At 41.9% G+C, this 16,097-nt stretch carries 15 protein-coding genes and 1 other annotated feature; of the genes, 14 read left to right on the top strand and 1 reads right to left on the bottom strand.

Going from position 1 to position 16,097, the window contains the following annotated elements; all coding sequences use genetic code 11:
• Positions 1 to 108: 108 nt before the first annotated feature.
• Entirely contained in the window at positions 109 to 375 is a 267-nt protein-coding gene (locus DWX96_RS00220) for a DUF4160 domain-containing protein (protein ID WP_022242920.1), read from the top strand.
• 26 nt (positions 376 to 401) lie between these two features.
• On the top strand, positions 402 to 647 hold the full coding sequence (locus tag DWX96_RS00225) for a DUF2442 domain-containing protein (RefSeq protein ID WP_022242921.1): 246 nt from the start codon (positions 402 to 404) through the stop codon (positions 645 to 647).
• A gap of 67 nt (positions 648 to 714) precedes the next feature.
• Here the strand turns inward: DWX96_RS00225 and fliD are convergent, their stop codons facing one another.
• Positions 715 to 2,016 carry a flagellar filament capping protein FliD gene (gene fliD / locus DWX96_RS00230; protein WP_117697289.1) on the bottom strand — a complete coding sequence of 434 codons (1,302 nt, stop codon included), beginning with the start codon at positions 2,014 to 2,016 and terminating at the stop codon, positions 715 to 717.
• Positions 2,017 to 2,325: 309 nt separating this feature from the next.
• Between fliD and rpmG the strand changes: the two genes are divergently transcribed.
• From rpmG to rpoC, 12 genes are all read left to right on the top strand, one after another.
• Positions 2,326 to 2,475, top strand: a complete 150-nt coding sequence (gene rpmG, locus DWX96_RS00235) for a 50S ribosomal protein L33 (protein WP_117697288.1) — start codon at positions 2,326 to 2,328, stop codon at positions 2,473 to 2,475.
• 45 nt (positions 2,476 to 2,520) lie between these two features.
• Positions 2,521 to 2,730, top strand: a complete 210-nt coding sequence (secE, locus tag DWX96_RS00240) for a preprotein translocase subunit SecE (protein WP_022242923.1) — start codon at positions 2,521 to 2,523, stop codon at positions 2,728 to 2,730.
• Between the two features lie 17 nt (positions 2,731 to 2,747).
• A complete protein-coding gene (nusG, locus tag DWX96_RS00245) occupies positions 2,748 to 3,266 on the top strand; it encodes a transcription termination/antitermination protein NusG (RefSeq protein ID WP_022242924.1) in 519 nt (172 codons plus the stop codon).
• A 15-nt stretch (positions 3,267 to 3,281) separates the two neighbouring features.
• Positions 3,282 to 3,707, top strand: a complete 426-nt coding sequence (gene rplK / locus DWX96_RS00250; protein ID WP_117841463.1) for a 50S ribosomal protein L11 — start codon at positions 3,282 to 3,284, stop codon at positions 3,705 to 3,707.
• 65 nt (positions 3,708 to 3,772) lie between these two features.
• Positions 3,773 to 4,465, top strand: coding sequence for a 50S ribosomal protein L1 (rplA, locus tag DWX96_RS00255; RefSeq protein ID WP_022242926.1), 693 nt, complete (start codon positions 3,773 to 3,775; stop codon positions 4,463 to 4,465).
• Between the two features lie 34 nt (positions 4,466 to 4,499).
• Positions 4,500 to 4,645, top strand: a sequence feature (ribosomal protein L10 leader region).
• A gap of 47 nt (positions 4,646 to 4,692) precedes the next feature.
• Positions 4,693 to 5,268: a 50S ribosomal protein L10 gene (gene rplJ, locus DWX96_RS00260; protein ID WP_118056679.1), complete on the top strand. Its 576-nt coding sequence runs from the start codon at positions 4,693 to 4,695 to the stop codon at positions 5,266 to 5,268.
• 54 nt (positions 5,269 to 5,322) lie between these two features.
• Complete coding sequence (gene rplL, locus DWX96_RS00265; RefSeq protein WP_117697286.1) at positions 5,323 to 5,697, top strand: 50S ribosomal protein L7/L12; 375 nt, start codon at positions 5,323 to 5,325, stop codon at positions 5,695 to 5,697.
• A 162-nt stretch (positions 5,698 to 5,859) separates the two neighbouring features.
• On the top strand, positions 5,860 to 6,180 hold the full coding sequence (locus tag DWX96_RS00270; RefSeq protein ID WP_118056678.1) for a hypothetical protein: 321 nt from the start codon (positions 5,860 to 5,862) through the stop codon (positions 6,178 to 6,180).
• Between the two features lie 166 nt (positions 6,181 to 6,346).
• On the top strand, positions 6,347 to 6,898 hold the full coding sequence (locus DWX96_RS00275) for a sigma-70 family RNA polymerase sigma factor (RefSeq protein WP_117697282.1): 552 nt from the start codon (positions 6,347 to 6,349) through the stop codon (positions 6,896 to 6,898).
• A 4-nt stretch (positions 6,899 to 6,902) separates the two neighbouring features.
• Positions 6,903 to 8,057, top strand: coding sequence for a DUF4179 domain-containing protein (locus tag DWX96_RS00280; protein WP_118056677.1), 1,155 nt, complete (start codon positions 6,903 to 6,905; stop codon positions 8,055 to 8,057).
• Between the two features lie 378 nt (positions 8,058 to 8,435).
• Positions 8,436 to 12,293, top strand: a complete 3,858-nt coding sequence (gene rpoB, locus DWX96_RS00285; protein WP_118056676.1) for a DNA-directed RNA polymerase subunit beta — start codon at positions 8,436 to 8,438, stop codon at positions 12,291 to 12,293.
• A gap of 20 nt (positions 12,294 to 12,313) precedes the next feature.
• Complete coding sequence (gene rpoC / locus DWX96_RS00290; RefSeq protein ID WP_117697278.1) at positions 12,314 to 15,985, top strand: DNA-directed RNA polymerase subunit beta'; 3,672 nt, start codon at positions 12,314 to 12,316, stop codon at positions 15,983 to 15,985.
• The last annotated feature ends 112 nt before the right edge of the window (positions 15,986 to 16,097 follow it).

The raw sequence follows: 16,097 nt of genomic DNA on the forward strand, positions 1-16,097 counted from the left end.
CAATGAACACATCTTATATTTCTTGAAAAATTCATGCTTTAAACTCACAGAAAAAGCAGGATTTTTTTAGAAAACTCCTGTGAAAAATTGCATAGGAGGAAGAATGAAATGCCCGCATTATCAATGTTTTATGGAATTATTGTACGCATGCAGAGTGAAAAAGGTGGAAAACATAGTAAACCACATATTCATGCGTTGTATGGAGAAGAGGAAATTGTAGTTTCGCTGAATGGAGAAGTATTGGAAGGCAAGTTCCCTAATCGGCAGTTAAAAATGCTATTGGCATGGATGACAATCCATGAAGATGAATTATATGCCAATTGGAAAATGCTAAGTGAGGGAGAAGGCTATTTCCGGATAGCTCCATTAAAATAATGGAACAGAACAAGGAGGATATGAAGATGCTTAGACCAACGGCTACAAGCGTTCGGGCGGAAGAAGGTTATATTCTTGATGTTGAATTTGATAATGGAGAAAGAAAGCGGTTTGATGTTAAACCATATATAAAAGGCTCGTGGTATGGAAAATTGGAGAACCCGGATTACTTTAGAAGGGTAAGAACAGATGGATATACTGTTGTATGGCCGGAAGGTCAGGATATCTGTCCGGATGAATTGTATACACAAAGCACCAGCTTCGCAAAATAAAGAACATAACCTGTCACTGGCAGCAAAAAAATAAGACCTGATTTTTCCCGCATGTAAAAGTCAGGTCTTATAAATATTTATCCAACATCAAACCAGAGTACATAGACGTAATATAAGGTGTGGCAAAATTCTTGCCCGGGTTCTTGTAAGCAACAATTACTTTGTCCACGTACTGCATCGGATTTAAGGAAGCCTGGTTGGCTTTTACGCTTAAAGCATTCTTAAAGCGGTTTAATACATGGAAACTCTCGGTGGCATCATCCGATTCGACAGCGTCCGCCAGTAAATCCCGGTCAACGGAAATAGTAGAATCAGAATTTATAATAAGTCCGATGGCTTCAAAATCATTTTTAAAATGCTGTGCAACACCGCTCATATCAGAAAGCAGCTTCTGGCTGGTCGGCTGCGACTCGCGGTATTCATTAGCGGTATCCACCATGGAATTATAGGAATCCACCAGTTCCTGAATATTATCGGCAACGGCATCCACATTTGCTTTAAAACCAAGGGTAGCAGGTCTGCCTTCCGGGCTGACCGCTTTCAGGTGTACTTCAAAAGTATTGTTGATGGTAAACGTATTGGAATAGGAACTGTGTTCCGTACCGTTTAACAGAAAAACGGAATTGGAAGCTGCATCCGTAACCTTGTTAATACCAAGCTTATCCATTGCCTGTATGGATTCGTTGGAAGTTCCCGGCAGAATCTGGAACAGAAAATCTTCGTCATCCTTAAGACCGGTCTGTCTGGAAGTTAAGACCAGGGCACTGTGGCCGGAGTCATCTTCTTTAACATCTGCATGAATGCCAATGCTGGCAGTATTGAAAAGCTTTGCCAGCTTATCCTGGACACTCCGGTTTGTATCGTCCGGATTTACATTAAACTGGAACTCATAGGAAGCACTGCTGGTATTCAGATCAAAGGAATAACTGCCTGGTTTAAAAGCAAGCTGGTCATCCTTTAAGTAATTACCGTAGTTTAACTGCGGAGAAGCAAGCTTCTTGATTTCCATCTGAAAGCTGTTGGTATTCTCGCCGGAATCTCCGTTTCCAATATAATCTGCATCAACAATATCATCCTGATCAGAAACGGCAATTTTTTTCTGAAAAGCCTCTGCAAGACTGTCACCGGTAGATAAAGAAGCAATGACATTTTTTAAATCACGGGCATGCTCTTTGATATCGATAGCAAACTTCTGTGCATCAGCAGAATCTTTTATTTTGTAAAGAGGGGATTCTTTATTGATTTTTACAATATTATTGTAAACAGAGCGCAACTCACTCTTCTTGTGGGAATCATACCGGGAAACGGTAGACTTGCCATAAGTTGTAAGATAATAGTTATACATATTATCAAGAATAGCAGATGCCATAAATAACCCCCTCCTTTCTTCCATGAAATGTGCATCTTCCTGATGCCGGGGTATAGTAAAATCCATTTATACATATCTAATATAGCATAAAAATAAGAAAAAGTCATCTACAAGATATACAAAAAATGTTGCAAAAACGCTAGATTTTGTGGTAATATATGTACTGGATTACAAGTTTACAGAGAATATGAAAAAAGAGTTGACGCTCCATGTGGTTTGTGCTATCATAGACTAGCTTGGAAGTAAGTCTTTTTTTTATGCCTAAAAATAGGCATAGAAAACACAAAGAAAGTAATGGAGGTGGAAGTTGTGCGCACAAAGATTACATTAGCATGCACAGAATGCAAGCAGCGTAATTACAACATGACAAAAGACAAGAAAGCTCATCCAGACAGAATGGAGACAAAGAAGTATTGTAGATTCTGCAAGACTCATACATTACACAAAGAAACAAAATAATTTGTGAATGCGTGACAATGAGCAAAAAGAAAAGGAAGTGACAAAATGGGAGAAACCGAAAACAAGAACACAGCAGTAAAAGAGAGCTGGTTCGCCGGTCTTAAGGCTGAATTCAAAAAAATCATTTGGCCTACAAAAGAATCACTTGCCCGTCAGACAACAGCAGTTGTTATTGTGTCAGTTGTACTTGGTCTGATAATTACACTTCTGGATACAATCATCCAGTATGGTGTGAATTTTCTAGTGAATTTATAATGGAGGCATAGGTGATTATGGCAGAGGCACACTGGTATGTAGTTCATACCTATTCAGGTTATGAGAATAAGGTCAAAGCGAACATCGATAAGGCAATCGAGAACCGGCATTTAGAAGAGCAGATACTCGAAGTCAGAGTACCGATGCAGGATGTTGTCGAGCTTAAGAACGGTGCGAAAAAGCAGGTTCAGAAGAAAATGTTCCCGGGATATGTGCTTATCAATATGGTCATGAATGATGATACCTGGTATGTGGTAAGAAATACCAGAGGCGTAACCGGATTTGTTGGACCGGGATCTAAGCCGGTACCACTCACTGACGCTGAAATGAGACCACTGGGAATCAAGTCAGACAACATTGTCGTAGATTTCGATGAAGGCGATACTGTCGTTGTAATCGGTGGTGTGTGGAAGGACACCATCGGTGTTATCCAGCGTATGGATCACGGAAAACAGATTTGTACGATTAATGTGGATTTATTTGGCCGGGAGACTCCGGTCGAGATTAGTTTTTCAGATGTAAAGAAGATGAATTAAAGGAGGCAACCTCAAATGGCAAAGAAAGTAGAAGGATATATCAAATTGCAGATTCCTGCCGGCAAAGCAACTCCGGCACCACCTGTTGGACCTGCTTTAGGTCAGCACGGTGTGAATATTGTGGAATTCACAAAACAGTTTAATGCAAAAACAGCAGATATGGGAGACACAATCGTTCCTGTAGTTATCACTGTTTACGCAGACAGAAGCTTCAGCTTCATTACAAAAACTCCTCCAGCAGCAGTACTGCTGAAGAAGGCCTGCAACTTAAAGAGTGCATCAGCAACTCCTAACAAGACAAAAGTTGCAAAAATTTCTAAAGCTAAGCTTCAGGAAATCGCTGAGCTGAAAATGCCAGACTTAAATGCTGCATCTGTTGAAGCTGCAATGAGCATGATCGCTGGTACAGCAAGAAGTATGGGTATTGAAGTAGAAGAGTAACCCAGAAGAAACGAAAATACGTGGGAGGGTTCCACTCCCGATAATACCACAGGAGGTTATTTAGAATGAAAAGAGGAAAGAAATATTTAGAAGCTGCAAAATCAATTGATAGAGCAACTTTATATGATCCGGCAGAAGCAATCGGACTTGCAAAGAAAGCAGCCGTTGCAAAATTTGATGAGACTATCGAAGTTCACATTCGTACCGGATGTGACGGACGTCACGCAGATCAGCAGATTCGTGGTGCAGTTGTATTACCACACGGAACTGGTAAAGCTGTAAAAGTATTAGTATTCGCAAAGGGAACCAAATTAGACGAGGCTCAGGCAGCAGGTGCTGATTTCGTTGGTGGAGAGGAATTAATTCCGAAGATCCAGAACGAAGGATGGCTTGACTTCGACGTTGTTGTTGCAACTCCTGATATGATGGGCGTTGTTGGACGTCTTGGTCGTGTACTTGGACCGAAGGGCTTAATGCCAAACCCAAAAGCTGGAACTGTTACTATGGACGTTACCAAGGCAGTAAACGATATCAAAGCCGGAAAAATCGAGTATAGATTAGACAAAGCAAATATTATCCATGTGCCAATTGGAAAAGCATCCTTTAGTGAAGAACAATTAGCGGACAACTTCCAGACTCTTATTGATGCCGTAAACAAAGCAAAACCGGCTACATTAAAAGGTCAGTACATGAAGAGCGTTTCTGTAGCTCCTACCATGGGACCGGGTGTAAAAATCAACCCACTGAAGCTTGTTTAGTTTTTGTTATTGACATCCAAGATATTAATTGCTATAATAGCAAAGCATATTGCCGAAGACAGTAGGTGCCGTAAGGCGTAACCGTAGAGAACCTACCGAGGAAATGCAGATACTTATGTATTTGTAAATGAGATTTCAAATCCTCTCTGTCTTCCACAGAGAGGATTTTTTAAGGTAATGTACCTGTCTTTCGCAAGATGAAAAATAAAGAAGGAGGTGCACGATTCGTGGCAAAAGTAGAACTTAAACAGCCTATCGTACAGGAAATTTCTGAGCAGATTAAAGATGCACAGTCAGTAGTAGTCGTTGACTACCGTGGACTTACCGTTGCAGAAGATACTCAGCTGCGTAAGCAGTTAAGAGAAGCTGGTGTTGCTTATAAAGTTTATAAGAATACATTAGTTAATTTTGCAATCAAAGGAACTGATTTCGAAAGCCTTTCCGACGTATTGGAAGGACCAAACGCATTCGCAATTTCAACAACAGATGCAACAGCACCTGCAAGAGTAATTGCTAAATTTGCAAAGACAGCTCCTGCACTTGAGATTAAAGCCGGCGTAGTAGAAGGAACCTTCTATGATGCAGATGGAATGAAAGCAATCGCTACAATCCCATCCAGAGAAGAATTACTTTCCAAATTCCTTGGAAGTATTCAGTCTCCTATTGCAAACTTCGCTCGTGTTATTAATCAGATCGCTGAAAAAGGCGGCGCAGCAGACGTAGAAGTTAAGGCAGAAGAGGCAGCACCTGCAGAAGAAGCTCCAGTAGAAGCTCCTGCAGAGGAAGCTCCAGCAGCAGAATAATCTGCAAACCAATCAATTTATTGAAAACAAAACCAAAAACGGAGGTAAATTAAAATGGCTAAATTAACAACAGCTGAGATGATTGACGCTATCAAAGAGTTAAGCGTATTAGAGTTAAATGAATTAGTAAAAGCTTGTGAAGAAGAGTTCGGTGTATCCGCAGCAGCAGGCGTTGTAGTTGCAGCAGCAGGTGGAGACGCAGCAGCAGCAGAAGAGAAGACTGAGTTTGACGTAGAGTTAACAGAAGTTGGACCAAACAAAGTTAAGGTTATCAAAGTAGTTCGTGAAGCTACTGGCTTAGGCTTAAAAGAAGCAAAAGACTTAGTAGATGGCGCTCCTAAGATCGTTAAAGAGCAGGCTGACAAAGCTACAGCTGATGACATCAAAGCTAAATTAGAAGCTGAAGGTGCTAAAGTAACATTAAAATAATTTTTGATTCACAACTGAATTAGAAATGATAGGAATCGGATTCATAGAAATATGGATCCGATTTTCTTGTAGTTTATAGGACTTTAGACCTATTGACGTAAAAAGAAAATATGTAATAATAGTAGCGTAACTTGAAAACAATATAAGAATAGGAGATTAGTTATGAACACAGGACTTAAGGTATGGCTCTGGATTGTATTTGTAATCAATATCATTTCCGGAGTAATGATGATTCCGTTAATGCTCATTCAGCCACTGCTGATTGTCAGCCTCATTGCAGAAGTGCTTATTATCGTAGGTGCCGGCCTGATTTTGTTTGCACAGAAGAAGGTTGGATTCTATCTGATGATTGCATGTGCAGCAATCGGTCTGGTAATCAACATCTTTGGCGGGGTTGGAGTGGTAAAAAGTATCATCAGCGCAGTATTGTGCCCACTAATTACATATTTATTTATGCAGAAAGACTGGGACAGCTTCCGGTAGAATGAGACATCAACAAAAAGAACCTTCTGGCAGAAATGCTGGAAGGTTCTTTGCTTTATAGAAAATATTTTTATAAAAGTGATAGATTTAAGACATCAGATTCGTAATAATAAGTGTAGCTGCAAAAATGCAAACCATGGTGCATGAAGCAAAAGGCAGGATAACAATGAAGATAACAGAGAAGAATTATATTCAGCAATTACAATTGCATAATGAAGAAGCATTGATTTATGTCATAGATATGTATGGTGGATTGCTTAAGGCGGTCATCCGAAAACACTTATTTACCATGCCGCAGAAACAGGAAGAATGCATGAACGATGTGCTGCTTTCCATCTGGGAACACGCAGCATCCTTTGATGATAAGAAGAACAGCTTCAAGAACTGGGCGGCAGCCATTGCCCGGTACGAAGCCATCGACTATCTTAGAAAATATAAGCGGGACTTGGAACAGCTTTGTATGGATGATGTGACAGCGGCGGAAAATGACAGGATGTTAGAACAACTGATAGAAGGGGAATTAAGCCATGAAGTAGAACAATTGCTTTTGTGCCTGAAACCTCTTGACCGGAAAATATTTATGAAATTATTTGTAGAGGAAGAATCTGTAGAGCAGATAAGCGAAGATACCGGACTTCCGAGAGATGTCATTTACAACCGGGTATCCAGAGGAAAGCGGAAAATGAGAAACATGTATTTGAAACAGAAGGAGGCATGAAGAGATGAAAGACGATAAAATCTATGAAATGTTAAATGATGCGGAAATTGATTTGAATGAATATGAAGTAGAAGAGTTATCCTCCGAAGAAAAGGAACGGTATAAAACGAGAATCCGGATGGAGGTAAAACGTATGAATAGGGAAACAAGGAATAAGAAAAATAAAAATATAAGAAAAATTGCGGCAGGAATGGCAGCAGCCTGCGCGGTCGCAGTGGGAGTGGCGGGATTTTCTAATTCTGCACTGGCAGACAGCATCTACAGCAACACAATCGGAAAACTGATTGGCGCAACACAGGGAGATAAAGATGAAAAGGAACTTTCGGATATCTATTCTACCATTGGAAAAGAGTCCACGGAATTGGTTTCGGATGATCAGTGTGTGCTGGAAACAGACCGGAGTGGAGTAAAGATAAGCGTTTCGGATGTGTATTGCGATGGCTACCTGCTTTACTACACAACCACCCTTAGCACAGACAATGCAGAACTGAATGAATCAGACTGGATTATGGGACCGCAGAGTGATAAGGTGATGGAAAATGTTTCTATCAATGAAACCCTGATTCAGTCGGCAATCGGGCAGCCTTTTGAAAAGGCAGAGGACGGAAGCTATGTGAAGATGGAACAAATTGATTTATCAACATTGACTGATGAAAATGATAATCCGATTGATATTTCGGACTTGAAAGATTTTACCGTAACCTGGAGCATAGACACATTAGAAGGCTATCTTTCCGATGCATGGGATGAAAATGGAGAATATCAGACCACCACAAAAGTAAGCGGAGACTGGCAGCTCTCCTTCCCGGTGCATGTGGATACTTCCAAGAATGAGACCATCGCAGTAAATAAAGAAGATAATGGTGTTGCAGTAAATCAGGTGATCAAAACCGGTGCCGTCTTGATCGTTGACATGCAGCTCCCGGATATTACCGGCGCACCGTACAATGACCCATATAATGACCCGGATATATTTATTACCGACGAAGCAGGCAATGCAATGTGGTGGTTAGGCGGCCGGTTTACCCCAAATGAGGATGGAAGCCAGAGTGAACGGATTATGCTGCTTTATAATGGAGAGAGTACAATCCATATATCCGTAACCAACAAAAATGGTGCAGGTGAAAGTATTGCAGAACTGGATGTGGACTTAAAATAAAACCGGAATCAATAAAATAGATAATGAAATATGTAATAGAATAGAAAAATAAAGAAAAAAGGGTAAAGAAAAAAGCAGCTATGGGATGCAAAGAAAAAGCATTTCATGGCTGCTTTTTCTGATATTAGACAGCTATAAAAAAACGCAGATGGCAGGCTGCATCACTGCGAGAATGAAAATTATTCCCCAATATTGAAAAATATATGCATATTGTGCGAAAATAATGCTTGACTTTAGAAAACTACTTGTGGTATCATATACGTTGCACTATTGTGGTGAGGTGGCTTTACTATATCCTTTTTTAGGAAATGAAGCCCAAAGAATATAATTTGCTGAAATTTAGTGGATTGAGAATAAAAAACGAGAGGTGAAACGTCAATGGAGAAAAACAGAATACGTCCGGTGAAGGCTGGAAAAGGCATACGTATGAGTTACTCAAGACAAAAAGAGGTATTGGAAATGCCAAACCTGATTGAGGTCCAGAAGGATTCTTATCAGTGGTTCTTAGACGAGGGCCTGAAAGAAGTGTTTGCAGATATCTCTCCGATTGAGGATTATAGCGGACATCTTAGCTTGGAATTTGTGGATTTCACATTATGTGAGGATGATGTGAAGTATACAATTCCGGAGTGTAAACAGAGAGACGCAACTTATGCAGCTCCTTTGAAGGTAAAAGTCAGACTGTATAACAAAGAAACAGATGAAATTAATGAACATGAGATTTTTATGGGCGATTTACCTCTCATGACAGAGACCGGAACCTTCGTTATCAATGGAGCAGAGCGTGTTATCGTAAGCCAGTTGGTTCGTTCCCCTGGTATTTACTATGGCATTGCGCATGATAAAGTAGGTAAGGAACTCTATTCCTGTACCGTAATCCCGAACCGTGGAGCATGGTTAGAGTATGAAACAGACTCTAATGATATTTTCTATGTACGTGTTGACCGTACCAGAAAAGTGCCAATCACAGTATTACTGCGTGCATTAGGACTGGGAACCAACCAGGAAATTATAGATTTATTTGGCGAAGAGCCAAAGATTTTAGCATCTTTTGGAAAAGACGTTGCTACAAGCTACGAGGAAGGTCTTCTGGAATTATATAAGAAGATCCGTCCGGGCGAGCCTCTTTCTGTTGACAGTGCAGAGAGTCTGATTACTGCAATGTTCTTCGACCCAAGACGTTATGACCTGGCAAAAGTAGGTCGTTATAAATTTAACAAGAAGCTGGCATTTAAGAACCGTTTACGTGGGAAAGTACTGGCTGAAGATGTTGTTCTTGAGACTACCGGAGAGGTAATCGAAAAAGGAACAGAGCTGACCAGAGAGCTTGCAGAAGAGATTCAGAACGCAGCTGTTCCGGCAGTATATATTGCTACAGAAGAAAGAAATGAAAAAGTTCTTTCCAATATGATGGTAGACCTCACTACCTATGTAGACGTAGTACCGAAGGAAGTTGGTATTACTGAGCTGGTATATTATCCGGCATTAAAGAAAATCCTGGATGAAAATGAATCCTTGGAAGATATCAAGGAAGCAATTCGTAAAAACGTATCTGAACTGGTTCCGAAGCATATTACCAAGGAAGATATTTTTGCATCCGTTAACTACAATATGCACTTGGAGTGGGGCATTGGAAATGACGATGATATCGACCACTTAGGTAACCGTCGTATCCGTGCCGTAGGTGAGTTATTACAGAACCAGTACAGAATCGGACTTTCCAGAATGGAACGTGTGGTTCGTGAGCGTATGACCACCCAGGATCAGGAAGGAATTTCTCCACAGAGCCTGATTAATATCAAACCGGTAACCGCAGCAGTGAAAGAGTTCTTCGGATCTTCCCAGCTGTCACAGTTCATGGATCAGAACAACCCGCTGGGTGAGCTGACACATAAGAGACGTTTATCCGCATTAGGACCAGGTGGTTTATCCAGAGACCGTGCTGGATTCGAGGTTCGAGACGTACACTACTCCCATTACGGAAGAATGTGCCCTATTGAGACTCCTGAAGGACCGAACATCGGACTTATCAACTCACTGGCATGTTATGCAAGAATTAACGAATATGGTTTCATTGAGGCACCATATCGTAAGATTGATAAAACAGATCCTAAGAATCCGCGTGTTACAGAAGATGTTGTATACATGACCGCAGATGAAGAGGATAATTACCATGTAGCACAGGCGAATGAAAAACTGGATGAAGAAGGACATTTCGTAAGAAATTCCGTTTCCGGCCGTTACTTAGATGAGACACAGGAATATGACAAGCAGATGTTTGATTATATGGATGTATCTCCTAAGATGGTATTCTCTGTTGCTACCGCATTGATTCCGTTCTTGCAGAACGATGATGCGAACCGTGCGCTGATGGGATCTAACATGCAGCGTCAGGCAGTACCTCTTCTTACCACAGAAGCTCCTGTAGTAGGAACCGGTATGGAAACCAAGACTGCAGTAGACTCCGGTGTATGTGTAGTTGCAAAGAAATCCGGTACTATTGAGAAATCTGAGTCAAACCAGATTACCATGAAGAATGATGATGGAACAAGAGACGTATACAAACTGACCAAGTTCTCACGAAGTAACCAGTCCAACTGCTACAACCAGAGACCAATTGTGTTCAAAGGTGATCATGTAGAAGCTGGCGAAGTAATTGCTGACGGACCATCTACTGCTAATGGTGAGCTTGCTCTTGGAAAGAACCCGTTAATCGGATTCATGACATGGGAAGGTTACAACTACGAGGACGCTGTTCTTCTGAGTGAAAGATTAGTACAGGATGATGTTTATACATCTGTTCATATTGAAGAGTACGAAGCAGAAGCCCGTGATACCAAATTAGGACCGGAAGAAATTACAAGAGACGTTCCAGGTGTCGGCGATGATGCATTGAAAGACCTTGACGAAAGAGGAATCATACGTATCGGTGCAGAAGTTCGTGCCGGTGATATTCTGGTAGGTAAGGTTACTCCAAAGGGAGAGACAGAGCTTACCGCAGAAGAAAGACTGTTACGTGCCATCTTCGGTGAGAAAGCAAGAGAAGTAAGAGACACTTCCCTGAAAGTACCACATGGTGAATATGGTATCATTGTAGAGGCGAAAGTATTTACAAGAGAAAATGGTGACGAATTATCCCCTGGTGTAAATCAGGCAGTTCGTATTTACATTGCACAGAAGAGAAAAATCTCCGTTGGAGATAAGATGGCTGGACGTCATGGTAACAAGGGTGTCGTTTCCCGTGTACTTCCGGTAGAAGATATGCCATTCCTGCCGAACGGCCGTCCGCTGGATATTGTATTGAACCCATTGGGTGTACCTTCCCGTATGAATATCGGTCAGGTCCTGGAGATTCACTTAAGTCTTGCAGCGAAAGCACTTGGATTTAACATTGAGACTCCTGTATTTGACGGTGCACGAGAGATTGATATTCAGGATACCCTGGAACTGGCAAATGATTATGTCAACTCCACCTGGGAAGAATTTGAAGCAAAATATAAAGATACATTGCGTGAAGATGTAATGCAGTATCTTTCCGATAACAGAGACCACAGAGAATTATGGAAGGGCGTTCCGATTTCCCGTGACGGAAAGGTTCAGCTTCGTGACGGACGTACCGGAGAAGAATTTGACTCACCGGTTACCATTGGCCACATGCATTACCTGAAACTGCATCATCTGGTAGATGATAAGATTCATGCACGTTCTACCGGTCCTTACTCCTTAGTAACACAGCAGCCTCTGGGTGGTAAAGCTCAGTTTGGTGGACAGCGTTTCGGAGAGATGGAGGTTTGGGCACTGGAAGCTTATGGTGCATCTTACACATTACAGGAGATTCTGACTGTGAAGTCCGACGACGTGGTTGGCCGTGTGAAGACATACGAAGCAATCATTAAGGGTGACAATATCCCTGAACCGGGAATCCCAGAATCCTTCAAGGTACTTCTCAAAGAACTTCAGTCCCTTGGTCTTGATGTCAGAGTATTAGACGAAGACCGTAACGAAGTTGAACTGATGGAGACCAGCGAATATGGTAACACAGATTTGAATTCCATTATCTCAGGCGATAAAGATTTCGCGTTTGAAGACAGCGAGTCCTTCGGAAAGATGGGCTTTACCAAACAGGAATTTGATTCTGAGAGTGGAGAACTCAACAACGTAGAAGAAGAGGAAGAGGATGATGACGCAGGCTTCGATTTTGACGATGCTGCCGATGAAGTTCTTGACGAAGAATAAATAGGAAGGGAGTGTCATTAATGCCAGGAACAGTAAAACAGGAAACTTACCAGCCGATACAGTTTGATGCAATTCAGATTGGTCTGGCATCACCTGAGAAAATCAGAGAGTGGTCCAGAGGAGAAGTTAAGAAACCTGAGACCATTAACTATAGAACTTTGAAACCGGAAAAAGACGGATTATTCTGTGAGAAGATTTTTGGACCGAGCAAAGACTGGGAATGTCATTGTGGTAAGTACAAAAAGATTCGTTATAAAGGTGTTGTCTGCGACCGCTGTGGTGTTGAAATCACCAAAGCCAGCGTTCGTAGAGAGCGTATGGGACATATCGAGCTTGCAGCTCCGGTATCCCATATCTGGTACTTCAAAGGAATTCCATCCCGTATGGGATTAATCTTAGATCTTTCTCCAAGAACATTGGAGAAGGTTCTGTACTTTGCTTCCTATATCGTACTGGATGCAGGTTCTACAGATTTATCTGTAAAGCAGGTATTATCCGAGCAGGAATATCAGGATGCAAGGGAAAAATATGGCAGCTCTTTCCGTGTTGGAATGGGTGCAGAAGCCATTCTTGAGTTATTACAGGCAATTGACCTGGAGAAAGATGCAGCAGAGCTGAAAGCAGAATTAAAAGATGCTACCGGCCAGAAACGTGCAAGAATCATCAAGAGACTGGAAGTGGTAGAATCCTTCCGTGAATCCGGAAATAAACCGGAGTGGATGATTATGACCGTTATCCCGGTTATTCCACCAGACTTACGTCCTATGGTACAGCTGGATGGTGGACGTTTTGCAACATCTGATTTAAATGATTTATATCGTAGAATTATCAATAGAAACAACCGTCTGAGAAGATTGTTAGAGTTAGGTGCACCTGATATCATCGTTCGTAACGAGAAGAGAATGCTGCAGGAAGCAGTAGATGCCCTGATTGACAACGGTAGAAGAGGAAGACCGGTAACCGGACCTGGTAACCGTGCTCTGAAATCTCTGTCCGATATGCTGAAAGGTAAATCTGGACGTTTCCGTCAGAACCTTCTTGGAAAACGTGTAGACTACTCTGGACGTTCCGTTATCGTCGTAGGACCGGAACTTAAGATTTATCAGTGTGGTCTGCCAAAAGAAATGGCAATCGAGCTGTTTAAACCGTTTGTTATGAAAGAGCTGGTTGCAAACGGAACTGCACACAATATTAAGAGTGCAAAGAAGATGGTTGAAAGATTACAGCCGGAAGTCTGGGATGTCTTAGAAGACGTCATCAAAGAGCATCCGGTTATGCTGAATCGTGCTCCTACACTGCACAGACTCGGTATTCAGGCATTTGAGCCAATCCTGGTAGAAGGTAAAGCAATTAAGCTTCACCCATTGGTATGTACCGCATACAACGCCGACTTCGACGGAGACCAGATGGCTGCCCATTTACCACTGTCACAGGAAGCACAGGCAGAATGCCGTTTTATGCTGCTTTCACCGAACAACCTGTTAAAACCTTCTGATGGAGGCCCTGTAGCCGTTCCTTCACAGGATATGGTTCTTGGTATCTACTATCTGACACAGGAAAGACCAGGTTCCTTAGGAGAAGGTGGATACTATAAGAGCGTAAACGAAGCAATTCTGGCATATGAGAATCAGGCACTTACACTGCATTCCAGAATCCATGTGCGTGTTCATAAGACAATGCCGGATGGAACTGTTAAGACTGGTGTCGTTGAGTCAACACTGGGAAGATTTATCTTCAATGAAATCATTCCTCAGGATTTAGGTTTCGTAGACAGAAGCAAGCCTGAAAATGAACTGGTACTGGAAATCGATTTCCATGTAGCAAAGAAACAGTTAAAACAGATTCTGGAAAAAGTTATTAATACACACGGAGCAACCAAGACCGCTGAGGTATTAGACGATATTAAGTCCATGGGTTACAAGTACTCTACAAGAGCAGCTATGACCGTATCTATTTCAGATATGACGGTACCGCCTCAGAAACCGGAAATGATTGCAAAGGCTCAGGATACGGTAGACCGCATTTCAAGACAGTACAAACGTGGTCTTATTACAGAGGAAGAGCGTTACAAAGAAGTTGTTGAAACATGGAAAGAGACTGATGATGAGCTGACAGAAGCACTGCTTTCCGGTCTGGACAAATACAATAACATCTTCATGATGGCTGATTCCGGAGCCCGTGGTTCTGATAAACAGATTAAACAGTTAGCAGGTATGCGTGGTTTGATGGCGGATACAACCGGTAGAACAATCGAGCTGCCTATCAAATCAAACTTCCGTGAAGGTCTTGAAGTATTGGAGTACTTCATGTCTGCGCATGGAGCACGAAAAGGTATGTCCGATACTGCGTTACGTACCGCCGATTCCGGTTACTTAACCAGACGTCTGGTAGACGTATCACAGGATCTGATTGTCCGTGAATCTGATTGCTGTGCAGGCACAGGAAGAGAGATTCCTGGTATGTATGTCAAAGCATTCATGGATGGAAAAGAAGAAATCGAAAGTCTCGAAGAGCGTATTACAGGAAGATTCTCCTGTGAGACAATTTGCGATAAAGATGGTAATGTGCTTGTAAAAGCAAACCATATGATTACACCAAAACGTGCTGCAGCAATTATGAGCAAGGGTGTAGATGAGAATGGAGAGCCATTAACCAAGGTTAAAATCCGTACCATTCTTACCTGCCGTTCCCACATCGGAGTTTGTGCAAAATGTTATGGAAGCAATATGGCTACCGGTCAGGCAGTACAGGTTGGTGAAGCAGTTGGTATTATCGCAGCTCAGTCTATCGGAGAACCTGGTACACAGCTTACCATGAGAACATTCCACAACGGTGGTGTTGCCGGTGACGATATTACACAGGGTCTTCCTCGTGTCGAGGAGCTGTTTGAGGCAAGAAAGCCTAAGGGACTTGCAATTATCACAGAATTTGGTGGTGTTGCAACCATTAAAGATACCAAGAAGAAACGTGAGATCATTGTAACAAACAATGAAACAGGTGAGACTAAGACTTATCTGATTCCTTACGGTTCCAGAATTAAGATTATGGATGGCGCAGTATTAGAGGCTGGTGATGAACTGACCGAAGGTTCTGTAAATCCACACGATATCCTTAAGATTAAGGGCGTACGTGCCGTACAGGATTACCTGATTCAGGAAGTACAGCGTGTATACCGTCTGCAGGGTGTTGAGATTAATGATAAACATATCGAGGTTATCGTTCGTCAGATGTTAAAGAAGATTCGTATTGAAAATAACGGAGATTCTGAGTTCCTGCCAGGAACATTAGTAGATAATCTGGATTACGAAGAGATGAATGAGCAGTTAGAGGAAGAAGGCAAAGAGCCGGCAGAAGGTAAACAGGTATTACTTGGTATTACCAAAGCATCTTTGGCAACCAACTCCTTCTTATCAGCAGCATCCTTCCAGGAGACAACTAAGGTTCTGACAGAAGCAGCTATCAAGGGCAAGATTGACCCATTGATTGGTCTGAAAGAGAACGTAATTATCGGTAAGCTGATTCCGGCTGGTACTGGTATGAAGCGTTATCGTAACATCAAACTGAACACAGATGTAAACGAAGAGGAAGAACTCTCCTTTGATGATTTTGACGGATTCGATGAAGCACCTGTGACAGATGAAATCGAAGAGACAGAAGCAAAAGAAGAAGTAACTGCTTCTACAGAAGAATAAGAGTCAGTTCTGTGAACTGGCAGAGCTAATGGAAGGGAAGCTCTGGCTTAATAGGCCGGAGTTTCCCTTTCTGACATATATAAGAATAGATTCACCGGATGAAGATATAAAA

This window comes from Roseburia sp. AF22-2LB (genome assembly GCF_003461125.1).
GTDB classification, from domain to species: domain Bacteria; phylum Bacillota; class Clostridia; order Lachnospirales; family Lachnospiraceae; genus Roseburia_C; species Roseburia_C amylophila.